The sequence below is a fragment of the Pragia fontium genome, assembly GCF_900638655.1.
GTDB lineage: Bacteria > Pseudomonadota > Gammaproteobacteria > Enterobacterales > Enterobacteriaceae > Pragia > Pragia fontium.
Genome location: NZ_LR134531.1, coordinates 1343845 through 1368121, shown reverse-complemented (window position 1 = coordinate 1368121; position 24277 = coordinate 1343845). Strand labels below are relative to the sequence as shown.

34 protein-coding genes, 1 tRNA gene and 1 pseudogene are annotated in these 24277 nt (G+C 44.4%); 1 reads left to right on the top strand and 35 read right to left on the bottom strand.

The features are described from left to right. Window positions 1-42: 42 nt before the first annotated feature. The 6 genes from EL341_RS05920 to EL341_RS05895 form a co-directional block, all read right to left on the bottom strand. Window positions 43-453, bottom strand: coding sequence for a hypothetical protein (locus EL341_RS05920; RefSeq protein ID WP_126467324.1), 411 nt, complete (start codon window positions 451-453; stop codon window positions 43-45). A gap of 29 nt (window positions 454-482) precedes the next feature. Beyond that, a complete protein-coding gene (locus EL341_RS05915) occupies window positions 483-1052 on the bottom strand; it encodes a hypothetical protein (protein ID WP_126467322.1) in 570 nt (189 codons plus the stop codon). 121 nt (window positions 1053-1173) lie between these two features. Next, the gene (locus tag EL341_RS05910; protein ID WP_126467320.1) at window positions 1174-1452 is read right to left on the bottom strand and encodes a hypothetical protein; all 279 of its coding nucleotides are present in this window, start codon (window positions 1450-1452) and stop codon (window positions 1174-1176) included. A gap of 130 nt (window positions 1453-1582) precedes the next feature. Further along, a complete protein-coding gene (locus EL341_RS05905; RefSeq protein WP_126467318.1) occupies window positions 1583-1765 on the bottom strand; it encodes a hypothetical protein in 183 nt (60 codons plus the stop codon). Beyond that, complete coding sequence (locus tag EL341_RS05900; RefSeq protein ID WP_126468246.1) at window positions 1762-2547, bottom strand: phage antirepressor N-terminal domain-containing protein; 786 nt, start codon at window positions 2545-2547, stop codon at window positions 1762-1764. Before EL341_RS05900 ends, EL341_RS05905 begins: the two co-directional genes overlap by 4 nt. Window positions 2548-2614: 67 nt before the next feature. Further along, the gene (locus EL341_RS05895; RefSeq protein WP_071845446.1) at window positions 2615-2788 is read right to left on the bottom strand and encodes an Arc family DNA binding domain-containing protein; all 174 of its coding nucleotides are present in this window, start codon (window positions 2786-2788) and stop codon (window positions 2615-2617) included. Between the two features lie 128 nt (window positions 2789-2916). Here EL341_RS05895 and EL341_RS17790 point away from each other — a divergent pair. Further along, window positions 2917-3040 (top strand): annotated as a pseudogene (locus EL341_RS17790) (Arc family DNA-binding protein); the annotation flags it as partial. Between the two features lie 278 nt (window positions 3041-3318). Here EL341_RS17790 and EL341_RS05885 read toward each other — a convergent pair. The 29 genes from EL341_RS05885 to EL341_RS05750 all read right to left on the bottom strand — a co-directional run bounded on the left by EL341_RS05885 (window position 3319) and on the right by EL341_RS05750 (window position 24276). Beyond that, the gene (locus EL341_RS05885; RefSeq protein ID WP_126467316.1) at window positions 3319-3849 is read right to left on the bottom strand and encodes a Rha family transcriptional regulator; all 531 of its coding nucleotides are present in this window, start codon (window positions 3847-3849) and stop codon (window positions 3319-3321) included. 180 nt (window positions 3850-4029) lie between these two features. Then, window positions 4030-4737, bottom strand: a complete 708-nt coding sequence (locus EL341_RS05880; RefSeq protein WP_126467314.1) for a C40 family peptidase — start codon at window positions 4735-4737, stop codon at window positions 4030-4032. 2 nt (window positions 4738-4739) lie between these two features. Next, window positions 4740-5498: a phage minor tail protein L gene (locus tag EL341_RS05875; protein ID WP_126467312.1), complete on the bottom strand. Its 759-nt coding sequence runs from the start codon at window positions 5496-5498 to the stop codon at window positions 4740-4742. Beyond that, window positions 5495-5842: a phage tail protein gene (locus tag EL341_RS05870; protein ID WP_126468245.1), complete on the bottom strand. Its 348-nt coding sequence runs from the start codon at window positions 5840-5842 to the stop codon at window positions 5495-5497. The genes EL341_RS05875 and EL341_RS05870 overlap by 4 nt, the downstream gene beginning before the upstream one ends. 68 nt (window positions 5843-5910) lie before the next feature. Further along, complete coding sequence (locus tag EL341_RS05865; RefSeq protein ID WP_126467310.1) at window positions 5911-8877, bottom strand: phage tail tape measure protein; 2967 nt, start codon at window positions 8875-8877, stop codon at window positions 5911-5913. A 2-nt stretch (window positions 8878-8879) separates the two neighbouring features. After that, window positions 8880-9074, bottom strand: a complete 195-nt coding sequence (locus tag EL341_RS17755; RefSeq protein WP_331852640.1) for a DUF1799 domain-containing protein — start codon at window positions 9072-9074, stop codon at window positions 8880-8882. A gap of 110 nt (window positions 9075-9184) precedes the next feature. Then, window positions 9185-9496 carry a phage tail assembly chaperone gene (locus EL341_RS05855; RefSeq protein ID WP_126467308.1) on the bottom strand — a complete coding sequence of 104 codons (312 nt, stop codon included), beginning with the start codon at window positions 9494-9496 and terminating at the stop codon, window positions 9185-9187. An 83-nt stretch (window positions 9497-9579) separates the two neighbouring features. Continuing rightward, a complete protein-coding gene (locus EL341_RS05850) occupies window positions 9580-10239 on the bottom strand; it encodes a phage tail protein (protein WP_126467306.1) in 660 nt (219 codons plus the stop codon). A 67-nt stretch (window positions 10240-10306) separates the two neighbouring features. Next, window positions 10307-10714, bottom strand: a complete 408-nt coding sequence (locus EL341_RS05845; RefSeq protein ID WP_126467304.1) for a phage tail terminator-like protein — start codon at window positions 10712-10714, stop codon at window positions 10307-10309. Then, window positions 10711-11304 (bottom strand): hypothetical protein, encoded by a 594-nt coding sequence (locus EL341_RS05840; RefSeq protein WP_126467302.1) that lies wholly within the window; start codon window positions 11302-11304, stop codon window positions 10711-10713. Before EL341_RS05840 ends, EL341_RS05845 begins: the two co-directional genes overlap by 4 nt. Window position 11305: 1 nt before the next feature. Beyond that, window positions 11306-11656 carry a hypothetical protein gene (locus tag EL341_RS05835; protein WP_126467300.1) on the bottom strand — a complete coding sequence of 117 codons (351 nt, stop codon included), beginning with the start codon at window positions 11654-11656 and terminating at the stop codon, window positions 11306-11308. After that, window positions 11656-12138 carry a DnaT-like ssDNA-binding protein gene (locus EL341_RS05830; protein WP_126467298.1) on the bottom strand — a complete coding sequence of 161 codons (483 nt, stop codon included), beginning with the start codon at window positions 12136-12138 and terminating at the stop codon, window positions 11656-11658. The genes EL341_RS05835 and EL341_RS05830 overlap by 1 nt, the downstream gene beginning before the upstream one ends. Before the next feature lie 45 nt (window positions 12139-12183). Beyond that, window positions 12184-13392, bottom strand: coding sequence for a major capsid protein (locus tag EL341_RS05825; protein ID WP_126467296.1), 1209 nt, complete (start codon window positions 13390-13392; stop codon window positions 12184-12186). 13 nt (window positions 13393-13405) lie between these two features. Then, window positions 13406-14182, bottom strand: a complete 777-nt coding sequence (locus tag EL341_RS05820) for a hypothetical protein (protein ID WP_126467293.1) — start codon at window positions 14180-14182, stop codon at window positions 13406-13408. A gap of 111 nt (window positions 14183-14293) precedes the next feature. Continuing rightward, window positions 14294-14449 carry a GnsA/GnsB family addiction module toxin gene (locus EL341_RS17785; protein WP_126467291.1) on the bottom strand — a complete coding sequence of 52 codons (156 nt, stop codon included), beginning with the start codon at window positions 14447-14449 and terminating at the stop codon, window positions 14294-14296. Next, window positions 14446-15558, bottom strand: a complete 1113-nt coding sequence (locus EL341_RS05810) for a hypothetical protein (protein WP_126467289.1) — start codon at window positions 15556-15558, stop codon at window positions 14446-14448. The genes EL341_RS17785 and EL341_RS05810 overlap by 4 nt, the downstream gene beginning before the upstream one ends. 1 nt (window position 15559) lies before the next feature. Next, the gene (locus tag EL341_RS17750) at window positions 15560-16948 is read right to left on the bottom strand and encodes a DUF4055 domain-containing protein (protein WP_126467287.1); all 1389 of its coding nucleotides are present in this window, start codon (window positions 16946-16948) and stop codon (window positions 15560-15562) included. After that, window positions 16948-18510 carry a terminase gene (locus tag EL341_RS05800; protein WP_126467285.1) on the bottom strand — a complete coding sequence of 521 codons (1563 nt, stop codon included), beginning with the start codon at window positions 18508-18510 and terminating at the stop codon, window positions 16948-16950. Before EL341_RS05800 ends, EL341_RS17750 begins: the two co-directional genes overlap by 1 nt. Then, complete coding sequence (locus EL341_RS05795; RefSeq protein ID WP_126467283.1) at window positions 18507-19073, bottom strand: terminase small subunit; 567 nt, start codon at window positions 19071-19073, stop codon at window positions 18507-18509. Before EL341_RS05795 ends, EL341_RS05800 begins: the two co-directional genes overlap by 4 nt. Window positions 19074-19131: 58 nt before the next feature. Next, window positions 19132-19434: a hypothetical protein gene (locus EL341_RS05790; protein ID WP_126467281.1), complete on the bottom strand. Its 303-nt coding sequence runs from the start codon at window positions 19432-19434 to the stop codon at window positions 19132-19134. Beyond that, window positions 19424-20725, bottom strand: coding sequence for an S-type pyocin domain-containing protein (locus EL341_RS05785; protein ID WP_126467279.1), 1302 nt, complete (start codon window positions 20723-20725; stop codon window positions 19424-19426). The genes EL341_RS05790 and EL341_RS05785 overlap by 11 nt, the downstream gene beginning before the upstream one ends. A gap of 159 nt (window positions 20726-20884) precedes the next feature. Further along, window positions 20885-20957 (bottom strand) — tRNA-Trp (locus EL341_RS05780). A gap of 263 nt (window positions 20958-21220) precedes the next feature. Next, on the bottom strand, window positions 21221-21415 hold the full coding sequence (locus EL341_RS05775) for a hypothetical protein (protein WP_126467277.1): 195 nt from the start codon (window positions 21413-21415) through the stop codon (window positions 21221-21223). A gap of 174 nt (window positions 21416-21589) precedes the next feature. Continuing rightward, window positions 21590-22168, bottom strand: a complete 579-nt coding sequence (locus EL341_RS05770; RefSeq protein WP_126467275.1) for a hypothetical protein — start codon at window positions 22166-22168, stop codon at window positions 21590-21592. Between the two features lie 113 nt (window positions 22169-22281). Next, window positions 22282-22491 (bottom strand): Rz1-like lysis system protein LysC, encoded by a 210-nt coding sequence (gene lysC, locus EL341_RS17830; protein ID WP_456300125.1) that lies wholly within the window; start codon window positions 22489-22491, stop codon window positions 22282-22284. Next, window positions 22397-22798, bottom strand: coding sequence for a hypothetical protein (locus EL341_RS05765; RefSeq protein WP_126467273.1), 402 nt, complete (start codon window positions 22796-22798; stop codon window positions 22397-22399). Before EL341_RS05765 ends, lysC begins: the two co-directional genes overlap by 95 nt. Further along, window positions 22795-23187, bottom strand: coding sequence for a M15 family metallopeptidase (locus EL341_RS05760; RefSeq protein ID WP_126467271.1), 393 nt, complete (start codon window positions 23185-23187; stop codon window positions 22795-22797). Before EL341_RS05760 ends, EL341_RS05765 begins: the two co-directional genes overlap by 4 nt. Further along, entirely contained in the window at window positions 23180-23497 is a 318-nt protein-coding gene (locus EL341_RS05755) for a phage holin family protein (protein WP_047780527.1), read from the bottom strand. The genes EL341_RS05760 and EL341_RS05755 overlap by 8 nt, the downstream gene beginning before the upstream one ends. A 281-nt stretch (window positions 23498-23778) precedes the next feature. Then, window positions 23779-24276, bottom strand: coding sequence for an antiterminator Q family protein (locus EL341_RS05750; RefSeq protein WP_126468242.1), 498 nt, complete (start codon window positions 24274-24276; stop codon window positions 23779-23781). Window position 24277: the final 1 nt, after the last annotated feature.

The window sequence follows — 24277 nt, the reverse complement described above, 5'->3', positions numbered from 1 at the left end:
GCCATTCCTTAATAAGTACAGGAGCAGAGGACTAAGTGTTTTTTAATTTTCTGTTGTTGGCAAAATATCTACATTTGCATTCTGATCCGTAAATATGCGGAGCGTCCTTGGTTGCTTATCTTTAATTATGAACTCTCTTTCTTTTTTAGGATCTCCGCTACATAACCCCGCCCCCATAAAACCAGCGCCTACGATTACTTCACCAGGGCTAACATATGCAATAACTTTCTCTCCTGCGTCTAATTCTGCAACAGGATCACCGTTGATGAATGCCGTTATTAAACAATAACTTCCAACATGCCCCTTATCACGAACTATGGTTACTGGTACTTTTCCTTGCTCAACCTGAAAAGAGGTAGATGCTTTAACTTCTTTAGCTAAATTTGCAGGCATTGGAGTTGTAGAGCACCCCGACAACACCACCGCGGCTAGTAGTAAAAATAGTTTTTTCATTAAATTACCCTGTTGATATATCTTTTTTATCACATTTCTATCCAGTACTTTATTCTTCTCATAAATGTTTCATGTATCTCATCTGGAAGACGTAATTTAATTTCTAAGATATTTTTTTCGAACATATTGTATAAATGGTGTTTATCGACATGTTTTGATTTTGACTTTAGTAGGTCGGCTAACTCCATAACAGACTCATCATCAATCATGAATCCAACCTTCTTTTTTATAACAAGCTTATTACAATCAAAATCGATAATCTCACTTGAATCCATCGTATTGTCTAACTCTATACTTTCCTTCTTTACATCACTACCGCAGTGCTTACATTTTATCGCTTCTGGAAGGATTTCTTCCGCACAAAATGAGCATTTAATATAATTGTTATTATCTGATGTTTTTTTCTTACTAAATATAACCATGAGCAACCCACAAAAAACAGCAAAACAACTGATTAAAATGAAATTCTGTCGCTGCGCCATTAATCCTAAATTGTTTACTCTATTGCCATATCCTGTTACCACACTTACATCCATGCTCAATGAAGCAATCGCTGCAATAAGGCCAGTAATTAAAATTAATATTCCGAAACCTTTCATCCCCCCTCCCATCTAAAAATCCGAATGATTTAACACCATGCTGCTCATCATACCTACCTGAAAGCAATCAATCACCTGTCATTGTTACTGGAAATAAAAAACCCTCCGGAGAGGGTTTGTGCTATTTATACTTTTCTATTAGGGGGAGTGCGTCTTTTAGTAACTCCTGCCTACTTTCGTAAGCCACATCCTTAGCACCACCAAAATATTTTACCTGAGCAATAAAGTTTGTGAGATTCTCTTCATAAGGAATTTGCACCCAAACTTTCATGTGATCCATTGCTTCTTTAATTAAAACCTCAAGCGCCTCTTCATCATATGTACCGTTATGTTTTTTTACGGCAAGTTGACTGAATTTACTAGAATAATAACCAGCTAGTTCATTTCTATTTAATGACATACCAAATACTCCTAAGGTAATTATTACCAGTCAATTATAAAGCGAAATCACAAGCAGACCCAGTTGTTAAAAAACATTTATTCTTCATTTTCCTTTAGATATAAAAAGCCTCCTTCGGGAGGCTTTATTATTAATGCTCAAGTGTACTTTTTAACTCACTCACTACAGTTAATGCCACGGATAGTAAGTTGATATTATCTTCGTCCCTCTCTATCTCTAGCAATAAAGACAGATAGGATTGCAACTGCGCGGTTATGGTACCCGCCATCTCTAACTTAGATTCATACTCTTTGGCTTTAAGGGCTGGGTTCATGCTGCCGCCCTAGCTAACATAGTGATAGCTTCGACGCCTTTCTGGTTATAGCGGAACGCTTCGACTTGTTTTGATGAGTAAGCGGACTTATCCATGAAATACTTGCCAAACTCTTCCGTTTTTAGGTTGTTAGCGTTAGCGAGGCGACCAACTTTCTGAGCACTAATACCAGCCAGCTCCCCTATTTCACCAGCGGTATAATAATGCTCTTCAATGGCTGGTAGAGGTAACAATTCAACACCAGCAGCGTCATTGACGGCTTTGGCCATTGCTGTTTGTTTGGAGATATCACTCAGATTAGGCATGAATGACAGGGCTAGAGCCATCGTTTCAGCAGCCATCTTTGCCGCCCTAGCTTTTCTGTACTCTGGAAGATAGGATTTAACAGCAGCGCGGACAGCGGGTTTCTTAGCTTCGCCTTTAGTCCAGTACTGCCAAAGCACCTCGTCGCACTCTTCTTGATACTGGAGTACCTTATCGCGGATCTCTGCTTTAACTTTATTTGGTTGGATGGAGTACAACCAAGCGGGAAGTTTACGAAGTGGGAGGCAAGACATTAATTGATCCCCACCTTTTGTAGGTATGGTGATTTCCACCATACCTTTAGAAAAACGCTGAGAAATCTTTGCGTGCTGACTTTTCCAATCCAAACCCATACCTTCGACAACGGGCTTCATTGGCACATAAGGCTCGTCATTATATTTAGTTAAAAATAATGATGCACCATGAAATGGAACCGTTACGGCTGGACATGCGTTACTTGAACTAGTAATATTGTTCATAAGATTTGTTTCCCTAAGACTCAAATTTTTAGAAGCCTCAACTGTTACAGCAGTTGGGGTTTTCGCTTTATTGGACTTCTGCATTTTGTTTGCTCTCAATAAGCCCATACGCCTTTCTTAGTTGATGAATCACTTCTGTATTAAATTTACGACTCTCTTTTTCCCCGTTGCTTATCACCGCCAGCCGCACATCCTCAGGAATCCTCATTTTCTTTTGATACATATCTTTTGCTTTTTGCACTTCTACCCTCCTTTCTTAATGCCCCACATTGAGGCATAAATTCATTGTCACACGGTGCGTCATTGAAGTCAACCCCACGGTGGGGCATAATTTAAATATCAATATTGATATTTAATAAAGGCTATCGCATGAGCAGAGATGACCCACAGCTTAGGATTCGCTTACCTGCTGAAATAAAAGATAAAATAGAATCTTTGGCTAAAAAAAACAAACGCTCAATGAACGCAGAGATTGTTTTGCGGCTAGATATTGCTTTGAAGATGGCTGAAGATCCAAGTAATTTAATGAACTATGCCGAAGAAAATAGCCCAGTGACCCATATAAAAGGTGTAGCGCTAGATATGCTAAGAGAAGAAATGGAAAAAATAGCGCAAAAATCAATAAGTAAAATTACTGATAAATATCTTGAGAAGTTGAAAGAAAAAGCAGTTAAAGATTATATTTCTCAAGCACCAAAGGATAATGACGAATAGATAATTAACCACCAAGGCGCACGGATGCGCCTTTGTTCTATTTAAATATCAGCATGGTTATGACAACAACCCACCAAACAGATCAGGCGTTGTTAATGCCTTCACTCTTTCAAGCTCCTGCTTAAGCAATGGAATTTCCTTTTTACGTTGATTCATTAATCGGCTACCCATAGATGCTTTGACTTTTGATACCTTATCCTTGATGACGTATTGATGCTGGGCTTGCTCTCCCATCATCTGTCGGCGATTAAGTGTTTCAGCCATCCAGTTGAAGGCATTGATATAGCACTCTTTAATAGCTGCGGCGGCCTCGCCAGTAAATCCCATAATCAGGAACATACATCCGTCTTTTGTCATATTGTACATTGGCTGAATATCGCCATTTTTATCAATGAAATCAGTGGGCACAAAATTGCGCCGGGTAAAATCTTCCGAACATTTCAGGTTTCTAATAGACCTTAATACTGTCTTATGTTTTTTACCGAAATACTCAGCTATTTTTGCCGAGGTTGTAACTACCTGACTGCCTGCAATTGAAACCATATTAGTAAAGTCGAACGCAGGTACTACGGAAATGTTTTTACTCATGGTGTTTTACCTTCTAGAAAGTGAACCTGCTCGCACAGAAAAGCCGCCCACAGAAGCACCAATAACGGTTTTCTCAGGCTCACTTTCTGCAAGGTTCTGTGTTTAAATGCGCTGCGATGCGCGGTGAAATTCAGATATAAAAAAGCCCCGTCGAGTGACAGGGCTTGGTTGATATACTTTTTACTTTAATGATTTGTGCCGTAGTACTTTTATTGTTCGTTCTCGCCAGTAACCGCCATACGGCACTCGCTGACTTAACTGCCCGTATAAATGATGAAGTAGCATATTATCTTCAAGAAGGATCCCGGCGTGATTAGCTACTGGGGCGGATACCTGCATGATTACCATATCACCCGGCTTCGCATCACCAGAGAACTCTCGAAATCCAGCGGCATACCAATTATCCATATAGATATTTTCTTCACCGGATTCCCACCATACCCGCTCAGTTCTATGGTCAGGGATATCGATCCCATGGACTTGTTTGTAGTAGTCAATGATCAAACCGCCGCAATCCGTATGACCAAGGACAAACGGGCGACCTAGCAGGGGTAATTCACCACGGGGTTTAATCGTGCGTAAATCCCCCTCAGGCCAACTAATGATGTGCCATATCAGTCCTGTAGCGTCGCACTGAGCCTTGTCTAATTCACTCGGCTGTGTTGTTGCGTCAGGATGACTATGAACAATGCCCGTAATCGTTCCCCAGTCCTCCGCATCTGCATAATCCTCAGGTGACATATAAAACTGTTCTGTCGGGTCTGCGGCTAAATTACGACAAGGGAAATAACGCTCTACTCGCCCCTTCTGAGCTATCAAGCCACAACTCTCTCTCGGATGCTCAGCTTCAGCGTGAGCCATCATCGCGCTAAGCGTTTTCTTTCTCATCGCTATGTCCTCAGTAAAGACGTGCCGGGGAACCCACCGAACGGCAATTCGTTATTTTCGCCAAAGCGGGGCTTGCATCCGGTTGCTAGCATTCCTGAGCACTCATCAAGTGATGGATCGTCTACAGGATTTCCGTATTTATCGAAATACTTTGTTCCCGAGTAATCACACCCATCCCCCGATCGATATTTTCCGCGAATACACCACGTGCAGACAGAATGAAGCTGACGCGTAGGAATCAATACCCCCTGTAAATCCATCGGTGACGCTAGCGTAAACTCAACAACCTCATTAGTTTCGCTACTTTTGGCATCGATATAGAAGACTTTCATCTTTTCCTGTGTTGGGTCAGCAGAAGCATTACCATCAGGAAAATTATTAGCATCCAAATACTGCGTCAAAGTATCGTGAATAGTCACTTTAGCTTTAAGCATGTCGTCATAATGCAAGCACAGTGCAGTAATAGAACTATCTATGTTTGCCACTGACAGCTTTGGTGATGCACTGCCACCATTGGTGGAAGTTTCAATCCCCTCAATCTCATACGGCCACGCACTATATTCATTACCTTGCCACCAGATCGATTTAGCCGGTAACTTGCTCTCATCACCGCCTGCCGCCTCAATCTCTTCAGGTGTATGAGGGATGTTATGCGCATGAAACCGCATGACATCAGATACCCCAAATTTAGTGCCATCAACATCAATTAGCCTTACGGCATTGCCGGGTTCAAGCTTTTGATAATCGCTGTTTAAGCTCATGGTGCAAAGGCCCTTTCAAACGTCGCATTAATAGTTATTGCCTGTGCCGACAATGGGTAATACTTCACAGAGTCCGCAGCTACACGATATAGCCCAGCTTCATCAAGTGGAGAAGTCCAGATAAATGATTTAGTTACATGGCTGCGGATAAAATCTAACGCCGGGAGCATCTCGCTTTTTAATCCGGTTAATGTGATAGGCCAGCTTTGCGATTCAGGATTAAGTCCATCCCCAACAATTTGCTTATAACCATCACCAAATTGCGCCGTTCTGGTTTTATATGAAAAACTTCCTTCCATTCCACTCTGTATCTGAGTTCGCCAAAAAAAAGTATCTATCGCCATATGATTTCCTTGGGACATAAAAAAAGCCCCGCAAAAGCAGGGCTAATCAAGTTTACTCATCAGGAGGATTATCGCCCCCCGCTGATAGCATTCCATAGCGGAGTTCCCGGACTTTGAGCCTGTTCGGTAATTGCAGCGATAATCACTGGTTTTAACTGCTTCATGATAGCTGCCCCCGTATTTGTATTACCGCTGCCGGATTGCTGATTTCCATCACTGCCAGTATTCATAACGATGCCGCCCATATTGACCGTTACACCACCAGAGCTACTACCAGATGATTGCAGTCCATGCATTGGTGCTTTGCCAACCACTCCACCGTCAGCATATCCACGCATCATCGAGTACAGATTATTAACGCCGATCCGCGCCGTAGCTTCCTTGGTCATGACGAACTCACCGCGGTGTACGACTCCTGCTGGCTCATACTTTCCACCGTCTCCGGTATAGCCACCAGAATCATAGCCAACAACAATGCTGTTACCGGGTGTTGTAGGAACCGTTTGTCCGTTAGCTACTCCGCCGCTAGCTCCTCCAGCTATCCACCCCATCGCCTGCTGAAGAGCATAAGCAATCATCATGCGATTAATGATATCGACTATCATTTTTAGAATAGAAACAGTGAACTGCTTAAAACTCGTTGTGCCGGTGGTCACTAAGTCAGTCAGCATATTTGACATACCGCCGAGGGCAGATTGAGCAACACTGCTCATAGCTGAATAAGTATCAGTAGCACTATCGAGATACTCAGAGAATCCTTTCTTAGCACCCGCCAGCCAGTCACCGCGCAGCTCATCTTCCCTTTGATAGCGTTCCTCTAATTTAGCTAATGCCAAATCTCTATCTTCAGGTGATGCTTTAATCATCCTTGTTTGCTCACGCTCTCGGTTTCGTTGCGCTTCCCGATTACTCATCCCGGCACTGTTTTGCATTGCCGAGATTGCAGCCTCCTGTTGCTGAATAAACTTAAGCGCGGTTTCGTGGCCTTTTGCTAGTTCCTGCGCGTTCTTCAATCGCCGGGATTCGCTTGATTCAAGTTCTAATGACGCTTTAATCTCATCGCTTCGGGTCAGAATACTCTTCTGGTCAGCCGTTAGTATTCGTTTTTCCTTCAACTCAGCAATCTGTTGGGTGAACTCAGCAAGCCGTTTTTCCTGCTCTGTCAGTTGTGATGTCGCCCCCATTTGCTCTTGCAAAGAAGCTAAACGCTGCTTGGAATCCAATAGCATTTTGGTCGCTGAATCATCAGTATATGATTTGGCTCCGCTACTTCGCCCCTTTTTAGTCTCACGATCCAGCTCTTCTTTGAACCGTTTATTTTCAGCTTGCACAGCTTTTTCACGTACAGATTGGTCTGCATGTGCGTATTTGTTATTAATCTCATTAATGGTACGAAGGTGTTTTTCTTGGCTATTTTCATACTTACGGTTTAATGCATCGTTTTGACTAATCCGTAGTTTTTGTCGCTCCTGCTCATCCGCAATAGCCTTACCCTGCCCGGCTGACATTTGTTCTTGGTAAGCCTGTTCACTAAGCAAAGATTCTTGCAGGCGCAGTTCATCAAGCCCTGCGTCGCCGTTGTAAGCTGCGATAGCCTGTTTTTTAGGGTCAAGTTGTAACTCTAAAATCTTTCTGCGGACATCTGCTAATTGAGCGGTCGCACTCTCCATTCGCCCAATATTTAGCATCTTATCCCATGCACCAGAGGCCGCATCACCTACATACTTCCATGCGCTTTCAAGCCAACCCAAATTATCAACAATTTGGACTGCGCGATCATTCATTGCAGATGCGTAGGCATCCATGGCTACTTTTGCAGCTTCTGAGGCTCTCCCCTGATTTTCTAAAGCTAAAATATTTTCAAGCTGAGTTGCTGTCAGGAAATGAAGGGATTTATCCAATTCCTGAGCTGCTTTAGCGGGTTCATCTTTCAGCTTTTGGAAATGCTTTACTGTCTCATCAATTGATTGACCTACCGCATCCTCCATTCTTGCAGCGACACCCGCGATCATGGAAATGTCACCACCAGAAAACGAACCGGTACCAACAACTTTAGCCAGAGATTCGGCCATATTCGATTGTGTTACACCATTACCAGACAATGACGCTGCTAATGCTTGAAGCTGGCCTGCGGTTTGTCCCGCATATCCACCGGTTAAAATTAGCTGTTTATTGAACTCCTGAGACTCTTTAGCCCCCTGAAAGTACGCTTTTGTAACAGCAACCAAACCAACAGCAACACCAGCTAAAAGCCCGCCAACAGCCAACCCTCTCAAAGTCGTTAGCTGCTCAACTAATCCAGAGCGGCCAGCAGTAGTTAGTGCCGTCCCTCTTAAACCGCTAATGTCACCTCTGGCCAATTGAGCGGCCATCATTCCAAACTCACGGCGAGCAGATACGGAGTTAGTTCTTAAGTTTGTCAGCTCTTTATTTGATGCGGACAGGCTTTTGATATAAACCTCAGCCGAAGAACCTACGCCCAGCTGAGCGGCGCGGTATCGTAAAAGCTCCTCACTACTCATCTTCTGAGTCGCGACTTGCTCTTTCAGTCTCCTTAGAAATTCAGCTTTAGTTCTAGAGAGTGTGCTCTCTGCTTTTTCAACCTGATTTAGCTTATCGGTTGTTTCGCCAAGAAGTGTGACGTAGTTCCCTTGCCCTAATTCACCTGCTCGGTTGGCTCGTCCTAACTCATCTTGAATCCGCTTTAACTTGGCACTAGCTCCATCAACTTCTTTTATAGCATCAATTTGCTTAAAAAATGAATCAGCCAATTTATCTTGCCTATCAGCTGCTTGATGTGCAGAGTTTCCTGAGTCTCTCAGTTTTTTAGCAAACTCAGCAATCCGCCGATGAGATTCATCGACTGACTTTGCCATTTCCTCAGTTGATTTTGCGGCTTTTTTATTTGAGTCACCAAATGAATCCGCGGACTTCGCTGCGTGACCTGCTTTAGCGCCAAACTGATCTAACGCCTTATTCCCCTCAGCAAGCGGCGCGGTATTTACTTGCAGCGTAATTGTTGCAACATCTGCCATGCTTACCTCTTATTTATGATGGATAAAGCAACACTTTCCATTACTTGAATGTCTGCAAAAACGGTTGCCTTATCTTCACTAACCCCAATGAAGTCCATAACCTGAGGTAAGCAGCCATAATCCAGCCCGGTAGCACCACTCATCCCAACTCGCCACTGGGTGGACATAGCTTTAAAGACTAGGAACGAGTTCCATATGCAAGGTAGGATTTCAATTACAACCTCATCAAAATCATCAGGCGTTAATCCAGAGCTGGCTAGCTCTTCCTCTGTAGGTTCAGGCGTGTAGAGAGATGAGGCAACCGCAATTAGTTTTTTTCGCGATTCCCCACCATTTCTGCATAGTATTTTTTCACGATCGCAGTTCCTGCTTGCGGGTAGTTCTCTAGCAGAGTTACTACATTTCCATGCGTAAAATCGTCAGAAAGAGCCCACCCCTCTGCAATTTGCATGACAAAATCAACAGCGGTTGTACCTTCGATAGCTTCGATTTCTGATAACTGCTTTAGCGGGTGGTGCTTAAACGTGAACGTCAGAACCCCATCATCTTCCCCGGCCCGTGGTATCGTCACATCAGCTTTAAACGTGGGTTTGGGTTGTAATTGAAATTTAGTAACCATAAGTGAGCGCCTTTATAAAAATGAAAATGGCCGGAAAAAACCAGCCATTAAATTAAATATCATAGAAAATAAGTCGTTATTGCTTATTCAGCTTTATAGAATGTCATGCCAGCCGATTGAAGATTCAGTACAACAGCCACCGTCTCAACCGCGTTTACCGCTGTTGTTGGCATTCCATTAAATGAAACAGTAGATGACCAATAGCGATTCTCCTTCGCTTTAGGCACATACATATATGCGGCAATAGTGTCTCCTGACTCGTCCGCATCACGAAGCAAATCATATACAGGCAGGCTAGAATCATGAGCAATGGTGTAGGTCTGCGACATTGCAGCCTTGAAAGTATTTAAGTTTCGCTGGTTGTCATCAGACAGGAATTGAATCTGTACGTTTTGCTGATCACCACCGCTATTAGAAACTTCGGTGATCTGCGGTAACTCAATCCAAGTAAGGACCTTTCTGAGTGAACCAACGCCACCTCCTGCCGCAAACTTACCTACGTTGGACGTATTTACATTACCTAAAGTGATTGTGCTTGAATCAACTTTTGACACTTTAGCGACCAGATTGTCGAGCGCACTCCACCCTGATTTTAATTGAACGATATCCCCAACAGCGATGTCATGAGCCGCGCTAAGCGTCACAACTGCCTCTGTTGCATTGGAAATCCCCGAAATAACCTGCTCAGCTTCGTAAGTTGCCGCCAGATAGACGTGTGCACCATTTGGCAAAGCGAATCCCATTGTGTTCTCTCCGATTTTTGATAATAAAAAACCACCCTAAGGTGGTCATATTTGATTGTTGCTACTATTAACTATTGTCAGACCGGTAATTCATGCTCACCGGGATGCTATAAGTTGCATTACCTTGAACTGCTGGAAAGGCGCTAGGAACCGAATTGATATAGACAGTAAAATCCCCTCTTGATAGCTCAAGGTTAAGCGGAAAGGCGTTAATGATATCGTTAGCTATCTTTCCTGCTTTACTCTTGCCTGAGCCTGCTTTAACAACGACATTGACCTGATAGACACCAACATAAACCCGACTATCGCCCGCCAAATCGATACTGTTTGTTTTAGCCGGAATAACATGAGATTCGAGATAAATATCATCGAATGGTTCGAACTGAACGTTTTCATATGATACTTTCAACCCTAGCCCCGTCGCTACGGTTGCAAGGCGCGATTCAAGCAGTTCTGTTATAGTTAACGTATTCACTTATTAACTTCCCTAGCAGACTGATCTACATATTGCTGTATCTCGGCTGCGGTAACCCGGATCATTCCTGCCGGGGCTTGAGTTGAATGCCCCATTTCAAGCCGATAAGAATAAGGTACATTATTGGCGAAATAGACTGCATTTATACCGACTTTAAACATTTCTATGACCGCCTTGCCTTCACCTAATGTGACATTACCACCAGGATCACTTTTCTTGTCTCGGTCAATAACCCCGTCAGCAGGCTGATTAAAAGAAACTTGCCAGTTACCGCGAAAGCGTCCACCGGTATACCCTGCGGGGGCTTTTATCTCCATACTGTCGTTAACACGGGCACGTTTTTTAAGCCGCCCGGCCTTGGTTAAGTTATCCGGATCCTGTCTCTGCATTTCGTTGTGGTCAAAAACCGCTTGGTTATATGCTCCTGCTGTTGAGTTTATTTCCCATATTTCGGGATTTCCAACGGGGGACATATTTACTAGCTGCGCCAAAATACGAAGCCCTGTAGCACGTACAACCTCTTCCTGATTAGACTTGGCTTTATCAATAAATAGGTTAATGCTTTGCATGAATTGAGAGTTGTCAGACATATCAAGCCCTCAACTGTGGTTTATAGCAAAGTAGCAATGATGCGGGCTTGACTGGGTTAGGCTTTATTACGCGGTGAGACTTACCATCAATCAGAATAAGGTCACCGATACGTATTTCTACTTCAGCCGTTGCCGACATTTTCACATCACCATTCAATACCAGCGTTCCGTCAATCTCACCTGATGCATAATCAGACTTAATGGCAGTGATGATGTGTGTCTCTGGTTGTATATCTACCTCAACGCCGCCAATGACTTCAACACCACCGCCACGGGTTAATGTATAAGTAGCTCCATTCTGTGTAATCAATCGAGTGGCCGTTGATCTCATTCTTTGATGGTTGATAGCCATTAGTCACGCCTCACTATTGCATTAATGGCGAATCCTCGCCCAGCAACTAAGCCATTAAGAATGCCCATCACCAACGGATATGAAGCAGTGAAGCACTCACCATCAGTAACTGCATATGTAACAGTGACCGCACCCTCTACACGCTCTGATTTCACCGATGCCTCACGACTGGATGCAAGCAACTCACCATCAATGGCTTCAACTGCAAGCATGCACTGTGCTGTAGCAAGCTGAGCCGGGATAGTGTTGGCAGGCAACCTAACGCCATCAAAGACTACACCCTTGCGAGGCCAAGGCAATGGTTGAGTAACTGCTGTGCGGTTACCATACCAATTAAGCCCATTTAGGTAATCCATAGCCTTAATCAGCAGTGACTCTGTATTTTCCGGTAACTCAAGGTTTCTTGATGAGGCGAACTTGGCTAAATCTACTGTCGATGCATAACTATTAAAGTCAGGTGATTGAGGGTTTGTGATAATCATCCAACCTCCGCTAACAAAGGGGCCAAAGCCCCTTATTATTTGGCATTAAGCGGCTGTTACCGTTACATCACAAACAGCGGTTTTAGCGCCATCAGCGGAAGTAGCTGTAATCTTCGCCGTACCTGCTGCAACACCAGTGACTACACCGGTGTCTGCGTCAACTGTAGCCTTGCTGACAGAAGATGATGAGAATGTAACCTTCTTGTTCGTCGCATCAGCCGGAGCAACAATTGCCGCCAGTGACATAGTTGCCCCAACAACAACGGATGCAGTGGTCTGGTCAAGTGCTACGCCAGTTACTGCAACCGGTTCGACTTCCAGCTTAATCATCACACCAGCAGTGACCTTGTTGCTCGTTGCATGTTTCTTCCAGCTATCAGCAGCACCAACTTTAGTCAGATCCGGGTTTGCGCCACCTTTGCTTTCATCCCAACTGTAACCCAGCAAATCGATGTTAATCGTTCCCTCGGCTCGATAACCAACACCAAGGTTCTCTTCGTCATTGATTGGGTATGAGCGAAATCCCGGAGCCTGCGATTCAGTGATTACCACAGCATTTGGCAACAAGCCAAAAATAGCATCAATCGGAGCTGTATCAGTTACAAGAACCGGTTTACCTAATGTGCCCGGCTGACCACCGTATACCACAACACCGGCTTCTTCATAAATCTTCTCAGCAATAGCTTGATCGACAATGTCGAAGTAGGTTGCAGAATGCATCACGAACAGTGCGATTCGCCCAAACTTATCACCGTATTTACGCATCCCCTTGGTCAGTGTCTTTTTACCATCAGTTTCGATGTTGGCAGTAACTACCATGTCTGGGTTCGCGCCAATGGATGCACTTAACGCTTGAATGCCATACTTAATAAATCCTTCTAGTGAAGCATCAGCAACATCCACGCCAACAATTTCAGAGAATTCAGATACGTCACGACCGCGGCGTTTAAATGCTTCTTCGGTGGTTTGATAAGGACCATATTTCCACGGCGCTTTCACGCCTACAGACTCCCCGGCACCAATCTTCTTGCCTGTTACTTTGTTAGTAGAATCAACATCGCGATGCTCAATGCTGCCGCCCAGTTGATAAAAGGCACGCTTACGGAAGTCACCTTCAATTAAAACGTTATCTAAAACGATAGCGCCATTAGATGAAGCATTGAACACGTCGAGATTATCCTGCCGGCGCTCAAGATATGATGTCTGTGCCAAATCGTTATAGATGATCAGGTCAGAGTTAACAGTTGTATTCATAAATTATAAATCCTTATTCTTTTGGAAGTTTTAAGAATGCCTGTTGCCCATTAGCGCGTATGTACTCCGCTTTCTGTGATGCAGACATTTCAGATCGTTTCAAAGCCCCACCACTGGATGGCTTATGACCACCAGCGCCAGTACCTTCAGCCTGAGGCCAAAGATGAGGGGCTATATCTTTAAGTGATTCGGCCCATTCCTGCGGTGTAAGTGGCGTTCTGCCATCTTTCCCCAGTAACGCAGCTCCATCTTTATCAACGGCTATGGCCTCGCCTTCCTCGCTGAGAGTAAATACACCTTTAGCACGCAGAATGATGTCATCAGCTGCACCGGGTAAAGCGCCCGTTTTCAATGCAGCAGAACGGATGGCATCGCCAAGTACTCGGTCGCTGAATTTCTTGCTAAAGAGCTCAGCCTTTTCTGCGCGGTCATTTGCACTTTTGAGTTTCTTATCTACGTCAGCACGTAAACGCTCAGTGCGCTTATCGAGTACCTCGTCAATTTTTCCGGCGGCGATCAGCTTTGCTTCTTCGTCATCAGAGAATCGTTGCAGAATGGTTTTAACCGCATCAGGGTCAATACCGTCATAGCGCTTTAAGTTGTCGCCTTGCTCTTTGAGCTTACCGAGCAGTTCGCTATTTTTGGTTTTCAGACCTGTTACTGATTCGTTGACTCGCGCATCAATGAGAGCTTGGATTTCTGGGGTAATCTCTAAAGTAGAACCGCCGCCAGCATCGCCGCCTTCACCTGCTGCTGAGTAATATTTACGCTCGATATTTCGGAATAACATATAGTCCCCTTGGGATGTGTTGCCGGGCCTAGCCCATAAAAAAGCCCCGCACATTGGCGAGGCTGAGTTTTGATATTTAAATGCCGGAAAATCGACAGTTCATTGATGTGATTACTGGATAATAAATCGAACTCTAAGTGGATATATTTGCGTAACTTCTATATTGAATACCTTTAATCCAGTCTCACTCGTCAACTCTTTAGCTTTTTGTGTAATTATCTCAGCGAGTTCCCTCTCTTTCTGTTCTTTTATTTCTCCAGCATTCATAGTCCAGCCTCATTAAAAGATCGCTCATCAATATCCCGAAGTTGCTGTAACGTCAGCCATTCACCTTTATCATTGAAAAACTCATCGGTTCTCATTCCTCCATCCTTCATTAGTCTGGCCCGTGTTTCACCCAGTACCTGAACCTGACGACTGTACGATTGCCTCTGTAGCCATTCGCTATAAGTGGTTTCAGCGGGTACCTGACCATCCATGCTAGCCCGAGTCCCTTCCCTTATATCCTCTATATCAATACCCATTTCACGCCATGATTTGGTGATAAAGGTTTCCATTGAACGACAGCAAAAATGAATTCGCCCGGGGCCTTGCAGGTATGGAATTTTATGGCCTATTGGTTTTCCGTCTAACGTGTACTTTAAGCGATCCCGGATAATACAAATGTGGGATGTGCGATTATCTAACGTACTAAGCCACTGCTTTGCTTTGATAATGTCTCTATTGTTGTCAGCAAACTTATTTCTGGCCACTGCGGCAAAATGAGTTACAGCGGTCTTTACTACGGAAGTGACATTTCTTCTACTTGCTTCAATTATGCCGTCCTGATAGTTCCTAGCCTTAGTCCCCCTAACCTTTCTAGCCATCTGCTCCACAGTATCACCGGCAAGATAACCGTTTTTCACAGTGTTTGTTATTCGCGTCATCCGGTCAACTTCGATATTCTCAGCCCAATCACGCAACAATCTTCCCTGAAATGGTTGGGTTATAGCTGCGGCATAAACCTGCTCTTGAGTGATTGAAGCAAGCGGGAAACGCTGCAATACAGGGTGTGGCAACAGAGAGTCAAACAAGTTGAATTGATAAATGGCTTCATGCTTAGCAAATCCCATCAGTTCATCAGTCAGTGACATATACATTGCATCAATCACTCGCTTATTAACTTCACGAACACTAAACAAAAGACTCTCTAAGCGCTTCACAGTAATGGTGTTTGGATTAACCTCACTCAATGCCATAATTAAGCGCGCAGATAGCTCAGAATCGCTTTCATTGAGCAGTTTAACCATTTTACGAGCTACACCAGTGCCGTATCGAGACTGAAACAGGCTATGAGCAATAATTTCATCACTAAGCACTTCGTTAATCGTTGCCATTTTAGTCACCGGTCAGATTTGGCCCCTGATTCTTTAATTCGTCCAAAATCTCATTGGGGTTTGATTCAGGGTCAATAATGTCTAACTTCTGCATTGCGCGGATCATGTCACCATCCCTAATTGCACCACTTTGCCATGCAGCAACAATTGCCGTCAGCATTCCCGAGTCTGCTACTTTCTGAATGAACTCCTGACTAATTGAATATGATGCTTTTGCATCGTTTACACCAAGATACTTGCCGCACCAGTTCAGGGCTTGGGTATATGCCTCTGAAACGTTGGCGCAACAAATACCCAAAACAGATGTAGATGCAGCTTGATCACCATTTGCCTGAGTCGCTGTCTTAACAGCGCCATTTTGCTCAACTAATTGAGCTCCAAGAGAAACCATGTAATCTCGCTTAGAGTCCATACCTTCTTTAGCAATCATATTCGGCTCCGCTTGGTTAAACCCCGCAGCGCCTTCTTTTGGCAGTAATATTGGAGAGCGGGAACCTAATACGACACCATTCTTTTGTAACCAATCACGCCATTCTTCCGATAACCCACTGATCCAAGGCTGAACCTGTCCACAGAAAAACAGGCTATCTTCATAATCTGCCGAGTTTCTATAATGACCTAGATTGATTTCAGTCAGTGCTAACAGTGGTGATTCATCGATTGTTGGATCATTATTTTGAGCTCCAACAAAGGTAAACGGAATTTCATCCCATGCCCCGCCGAACTGAACTACAGGGTAATATTCGCTATCAACAACATAGACTCCTGTGTTTTTAGGTCCAGTATTACGCCAGACGCGGCAAACAAACCGCCCCTCATCCATTGCTAATTCGCGGTATTGAATGCGATCTTTGAAACCAAAACCATCTGGCTCTTCCACACACTCACGCAAGACAACCATAACCAGCTTGTCGCGCCCATTTATCCGCTCTGTACGCCAATTAATAATATCCTCGGCACGATAGCTCAGGATAATTGCGCCTTTCATATCAGAACTGTAATCAACGTACAGCCCATCCCTGCCGACTTCTAACACAGATTCAAGCACTGACTGAGCCTGCTGATAGATGCTGATACCTGCGCCATTAGCGTTGGTTTTTAGATACTCAATCTTATCGATGATAGTCACAGTAGGATCGCGTCTAAACGCCATACCAATCAGCCCGTTTTTTGTATGTCCTGTAATAGCATAGAAAACTGCACGGCGAATATAATCATCATTACGCCGATTATTCTCCTCACTAGTATTGGCTGGATCTAGCTTTGGTAAATACTTGTGCTTCCTTTGCTTTACTGCATATGGCCCGCGACAAACATCGCGAATCGTTTCCCATATTAGGCTTGCGGCTTTGTGCTCAGGCCGGATAAATGTAATATCGTTATTAGCCATTAGTATGTTGTTCTCATGTTTATGCTGAATGCCTCGCGACAAGGAGAATGTAAAACACGGTATCGTGTAGCATCCCAGTCGTGGTCTTCTTGTTTTGTGTCTACATCATCAGGGTTCTTTTCGTCTCTGACTAATGTAGGAATGCGACTAATCCAGCCTCGGCAGTAGTCAAATACATAGAACGCCGGTTTTTCTGGCATTCCTGACTCTGTTTTCTTACCTTCCACGACAGCTTCAAGCATGTCAGCAAATAGCGACGCGCCATTAATGCGGGAGCCGGGCTTTTTGTTTGCCTCCAGCCATTTAACGCCCTGCGCTTCCATTTTTTGCGCTATCGATAATTCGTTATCAGCCGTGTTGAAAATAGAACCATCAGCAGGGCCGCGAATCACCTTCTTACAGATCCCCGGCATAATATGCATCTGGCCCTGCCCTTTAGTTTCTTCTGGCTCTTCTACCTCTTCACCGGCAAGCCGCCTATCAACCCACTTAACGCCTTTAGCCACGTTTGTCGATGACATATTTAAGCCTTTGTTTAGCTCATCAGGCGGACAGCCGTACCACTCGCCGATCAGGATTAATGATCCGGATGGCGGGCAGAATTTAGAACCATCAGGAAGCATTGCTTCGGTTCCATCAGCTTGAGCCCACCACAAGTTAGAAAACGGCTTTGATTCTCCCCAGTCATGGGAGCGGTCAACAGTCCAGCTATCGGGAATATTGAATGGTTTGATAACATGCAATGATTCATTCCAAAGGTGGTCAAATCGCCCGCCACTGGTAACATCCCATGAACCCTCAACCCAAGCCTTGCGCTTATTTGGGTCTTTAATATTCATCAGCGTAGCAATGTATACAGGGTCTAAATAAGGGTTCTCTTTGAATGAACCGTGAATAGCTACACGGGTTAGTGTTATTTCTTCTTCCTGCTGCGTTTGTGGATTGGGAACCATCTGAGTATCTCGGATGATAGTTCCACGCGGAGCCGGGTCGATGAATCTTTTCTTAACCCATGTATGACCAATGCCAAACGGGTTAGTGGTGTTGAACGTCTCCAGAGGGATATTCGGTAATAACGAGCCATCTTCACGCGGGTAATCTTGTGGCCTGAATGACGACCGGCGACATGAGAACATTGATTCGTAAAAGTCGGCGCTAGGTTGCTTTGTTAGTTCGTTAAAGCCGATAAAAGGGAATTCTTGACCGTGATAGTCCCAATAGTCGCTCTCTTCTTTACCAAATCTGAATAGCAGCTCTTCACCGGTAGGCCATATCCACCTTAATTCCGATGCTGACGCTAAGAATCTAGCTCCGTCGTTAAACAGGCGATACATACGCTTTGATTGAGTGATGATGTCAGCAAGGTTCTTATATTCAGTATCGAAGATGACACCGCGCCAGAATGTGCCGTACCCCAAACCTACTCGACTTCTATACCTTGCCAATTGCGCTGCTGTCTTACCGGGTCCGCGCGTACCTTCGAATAATATCTCATCACAGGGGCAGCTTAATGAAAGCGACTGAGAGCCCGGTAATGGCTTCCAAACTACGTTGTAGTTCATTGACCTAATACCTCGCCCTGTTGTTGCTGTGCGGCTGCCTCCCATTCGTCAGCGCTGCTGCATGTTGGAACCGGCATGATGTTATGTGTTGCTGTGACTTTCTGTTCAACCTGTTCTTTGAATGCCTGCACACTAATGTGCTTGCCTAGCAATTCAAGGTTCTTAACTTTGTCAGGCCACTTAATCTTCTTCAGTAACGCCGCTGAATCACCATCCCCCATCATTGCCGTTACTTCTAAACCTGATAGCGTTGTACGCCATGCTTTAGGCCAATCAGCAACCGGCTTTAGGTCTCCAGAGTCAGTTAGGATGTCCAAAACATCCATTTGGTCTATTTCAACCAAGCGATTAAGTACGTAGTCAGCATCAATCCTGACTCTCTCTAGCCTATCGGCATTAAGTTCTGCAATCCGAGACTGAATCATAACATTTGATAACAGACGGCTAGATTGCTCCTGCGCGGTCTTTTCGCTGTATCCCGCTCGTATAGCTGCCTGCGTCGCGTTTAAATCGACAATATACTCACGGCAAAACAGCTCTTGTTTGTCGTTGAGCTTTGCCACTTTCACTTTCCTTCAGACGTAAAAAAGGCCACCGAAGTGACCTTTTATCTATAACGAATTAACCTTTAACAGCAATATCAATTGCTTCTTTAATTGACGCTAATAATCCAGCTTTATCATTAAGCTCTACAAACTTTCTGTAAAATCTATTCTCCCAATCACTTTCAAATATAACACTAACACTTAAATTATTAAGGCTGCGATGAAAAGACACATCTACTGCAAAATTCTTTGGGTACTCTACTAATAATATATCTTCATCAATATAAGTATTTTCAGGGTCAGAAAAATCCGTTATAAATAAAGTATCATCTGTCATTTTTCCATTTTTAAAATCGATTTCGTTACGCTCAATTAACATTTTTCATATACCTCTTAACTTCATCTAGTGAAGTTGGGTGTGAATGGATGGTTCCCTGTGATTCTTTAACGACAACCCACTGAGTTTCTTTACCATCATAAGCACCGATAATGTAATCATATTCTTTAACTTTCCACGTAGGATGCTTGATTGTTTTCACGCCATTCAACCAGACGTCTATATCAGTTTGCGGAATATTAACTCCCGGTTTAAATTTAGCCGCACCGCCGTTAGCTGTAGATTTCACGATATCCTGCCAAGGAACACCTTTAGGTGGGTAATGCTTATGTTTATGAACAACAGACTTTGGCGGACTACTAACCACCACATAAACCGGCTCAACACCAGAGCCCTTAGCATCTAACTGCCAGTAGATAAAGTCAAACGTTTCATCTGGTACTGGTGTAGTGAGGATCAGCGGCTTATCAATCGTCTCGATTGTCGTACCAGTATGCACCGGCGTGACCGGCTTCGGCGAACTGTTTCCGGTATGAGGAGGAAACATTGGCCCCGTTGGTGCTGGATTGATCAGGATAGTTCGTTCTGGTACCCCACCCATAGCGGGTATAATGATACTGTCCAGTCCGGTCACTGCATCCCGTACCGCATTAAGCACTGGTACCGCTTTTGACAGTGCCCCACCTGTTTTCAGCAGTTTAAACTCAAGCTGGTTGCCATTCATCATCAACGAACCCCGGGCAGGTAAGTCGATGGTTGGCCTGCCCGGCAAGACGGTCTGTTTTCCTGACAGGGTTGTCAATGGTAAGGATAATAGCGCCAGATTTTGCCCGTTCCATTTATCACTGCCTTGTCCAGCCTCTGAAGGCCACATTCCCATGACGACTGCCGCTGCAATTGGACCCGCTGTACTTGCCGTCGCTGTTGCGGCCAATGCCGCAAGTGCGCGTGCAATGGCTCCGGACACAGCGCTCGCAACTTGTGTAACGGGGGTCAATACCCCGCTCCCTGCGATTGAGAACTGTATCGCTCCCGGTGCACGACTTAACGCCATAATGCCCGCTGCCTTTAATGCATTGCTCGACGCAGTGGCCATTTCTGGGGTATAAACAGGCACAGGTTGAACGCCGGTAAGCTTAAATAAAGCCAGGCAATTCTCTTCCTCCGTGGTAAAACACAATGATATCCCCCCTCTATTGTTATCGGCAACCCAGCCTAATGGATGCATATAGCAGGCTGCGTCCTGTGACTTAAATTTAAATTTTCCCTCTCCGAGATAATTAATAATAGGTTCCTCATCACGGGATGAGAGGGTACGGCTCTCTTTACTCATGTATTAACTCCTTTTTGAACCAATAGCACTGTATATAAATACAGTAATATTACTGTACAACTATTGGTTGTTAATACCTAATAAAAGCGATCTCGTATTAAACTAAATTTAAGCATAAAATAAAATTAATACAGTAATAATCAGCATAATAATCTAAATTGGCAGGGACTGAGTGAGTCGAACACTCGCGAACGGGGTTGGAAGCCGCCGTAATGCCATTATACGAATCCCCTATAATTGCGAACCTCCCCGCATTTACCAAACAGCAGCGTTGAACATGATTACTCAGTCAGTACTATGTACTCGTCACTTACTCTCTATTCGTGACATTCCGCCTATAGCCCCGGTTCGCCGGGGTTAATCATTATCAAGCCCACTCAGTAAATGAGCTTTGTAATGAAAGCCAGAAATGAAAAAGCCCCGACAGATGTCAGGGCTAAAATTGTGCAATAAAAAACCCAGCACGATGGCTGGGTCAGCATTTAGGTACTATTGCTACCGTATTCCACCACATGCAGCAATCTTTTCTTCTTGTGGGGCTAACTTAATAACCACACTAGGCTCACGACGCTCAAGCATCTCGATTTGTGCCCATTCGATACCAAAATGCTCCATTGGTGAGCGGTTATCCGCAAAAAGACCAGCTACAATGCCTTCAATCGCGGCTTTGTCAACTTTTACGCTGTTCATGATTCACCTCTAGGGAATGTGACGTCCATGTAACTATAGACCATTTATTGAACCGTTGGTTCATAAAAATGTTTAAAAAAAAGACACGAATTATTTCCCGTGTCGCTAACCATCTTGGTTGCCTATTAAACTACAAGTTTATCTTGCTAATGTCCATTACTTTGTTTAGTTACCTTAACTATCCAAATCCAGCTCTAGAGGTCTTACTAAACGCTTAACCATCGCGGAACATTGTTTGTAGTAGTTACTTACGAAAGTAAAACCACTTTGTTGGTAATAACCTATAACTCCATCTATAGGGCCAACCAAAGCAAGTTGACCAACTTCTATCCCCATCGTCCCTATGACTTTTGCATAAGCAAGGTAGGCATCAATAACTATACTCAAAAATTGATAATCCAAATCCTCATGAGCATCATTCCTTTTTTCCATCCAGAGAATTTCTATAGAATTCAGCTCATAATTTACATTGCCAAAAGCAAAACCAATGGGAGACCCTCGATAATACATAACCAAGCGAACCGGATGATCGTAATCCAATTCAAAGGGAAAGACTTTTAATCCAGGATCATACCTGAGCACCCCTTTGTTTTTTAAAAACATCAGGTCATCAATAATAATTGGATCATCAAAAGCTTTAGGGACAACAAGCTGTAAAGTTTGATGTGGGTATCTTCCTTTTAATTGTTTAGCTGCGTGCGCAAAAGCAATTGATTGTATCTGCAAATACGCATCTAGTTCATCCTTACCCATAAAATCCCCACTCAAATCTCCAAGACCGAAATAATATCACAGACATATGTGTTTGACACACATCAGACATAGAGTTTAGCCAATATATCAATGAGATAATCGTATCAAAAACCCTACCGAGAGTTCTCCACCTTCTCTATCGCTGATATCTGATTGTTGCATTGCTCAATCACCGTCAGCAGCTCAGCGACATATCCGGGATAATCGCCGTAATAACGAACCTGATAATCAGGTGCCGGGCACGGTCGAAATAGCACCTTTGGCACTGGCAGCGGCGGCGTTGACCTCGGCGACTCGCTCGCGCAGCCGCTGAGTGACAGCATCAGGAACGGGCTCAGCAACGCAAGGACTCGCCACTTGGCTTTGCGCCAATGCTCGCTGCAACGCCACAGTGCGCTTTTCGCTCTCTTGTTTTTGCTCTGCAACATTATCCATCACCTCTTGGATTTGCCTATACTGGGCCCTGATCTTGGCTGAATAAGCCCGTTCCTCTGCTAACGCCACCACTACCTGCTGCTTCTCATTTCTTAACTGACTCAGTTGATTACCAAGCCAGCGGGCATAGAGCAGCAACAAAACAATGCATAGTCCAGCTAGAGCAGCGGTAATCCACTTATTTGTGAATATCATGCCGGTATCTCAACATGCGGGGCATCAAGAAACTTAGCTGGCGTATCGTTCGGACAATCAGTCCAAGTAATACCAAAGCGCAGCTTGATATTCAGTTCCCGACCAGCTTTATATACAGCATCAAGAACCGGCAACCAGCCTTTATAGTTATTCCAGTCAGCGCCTACCGGTAACAAATCAACAGCGTTCCCGCTCAAGTGACGAGAGTTCATTGTCTTTGATTTGCCGTTCAACACTAATTGCCTCTGGCGGGCTTCAGTGCGCTTACCCTCAATGACAGTAAAGTCACGTTTAGTAATCTCTAGCGCACGACGAACCACCCTTACCAAATCAGGATTAACTCCGCGAAGATTAGTTTCGCTGCGCTGGCTAAATTTAAAGTTACTCATGCCCACCCTCCGCTTTTCTCAGGAAGCGCTTTTCAATTGCTTTAATGAACTCAGCCCCTGACCATCCAGCCAACCCAGCAGCACCACCAGCAAACTCAGCGGCCCAGTGGTAGTAATTGGCGGCCAAAATAATCAGGAACCCAGCGAAAATAGCTACAATCACTTGCAGCACGAAAACTTTCCACCGGAATTGCTCACCGTTTAATACTTTGTATGAATAGCTAGCCAGAGCCCCAAGCAGTGTCATAAACAATGCTAGAAAGTGGCTCAGCAGGCCGATGTTTTGAGGCTCTTTGATTGGCATACGCATTTGCACCTCCCGTGGAGATGTCCATTTTTAGATTGAGAGAAATAGCCCGCAGCCGTAGTCACTGTCTGCGTTTGAGTGAGTGTTGACGTTTGGCTGGGGCTAGATGTGAAAAAGCCACCGAACTACTATCCAGATGCTAAATATTGTCTGGTAGCGTGTGCGGTGGCTGAATTAGGGAAACAAAAAACCCGCCTTGTGAGCGGGTTCTTTTTAATCTGTAGTGCCATGTCGTATAACTTCGGCAGCTTATACGTAAATCATTGCTCATTTGCTTATTGCTGTCAAGCCAAATTTGCGACTTTCTTAATTTTACCGACACGTTTGCGGTTATTGAATGCAGATGCCAGCGGGTTATATACCATGTGCAAACTTGCATCGAGTATTTCATCAACTTCACGACGGCAAGTTGATAGCGATGGTTTCTTCAGTCTATTACCACCTCTTGTATCCATTCTCCGCGCCGGGGCAACCTTCTGCATGTAAGTTGCTATAGCGTGTCGTGACGAGTTGTTAGCGTAGTAGCTAAGCAGCATTCCGAACGCTTTCCTGTCAATCTTCATTACTGAGTCTATAGCTGCACTCATCAGCATTCCGTCATCGTCATTGCATGTCGGCCGGTCCGGATATTTTTGTGGTTCTACTGTCGCCATGTATTCTGCAATTATACTGCTCTGCCGTTTATCCAGTCTCCCGCTGTACACCCATGCACCCCATAGCGACAACCAGCTATCAACCCAGTCCAATTGTTCTTTGTTTAGCTTTAATGTTGCTATGTTAATA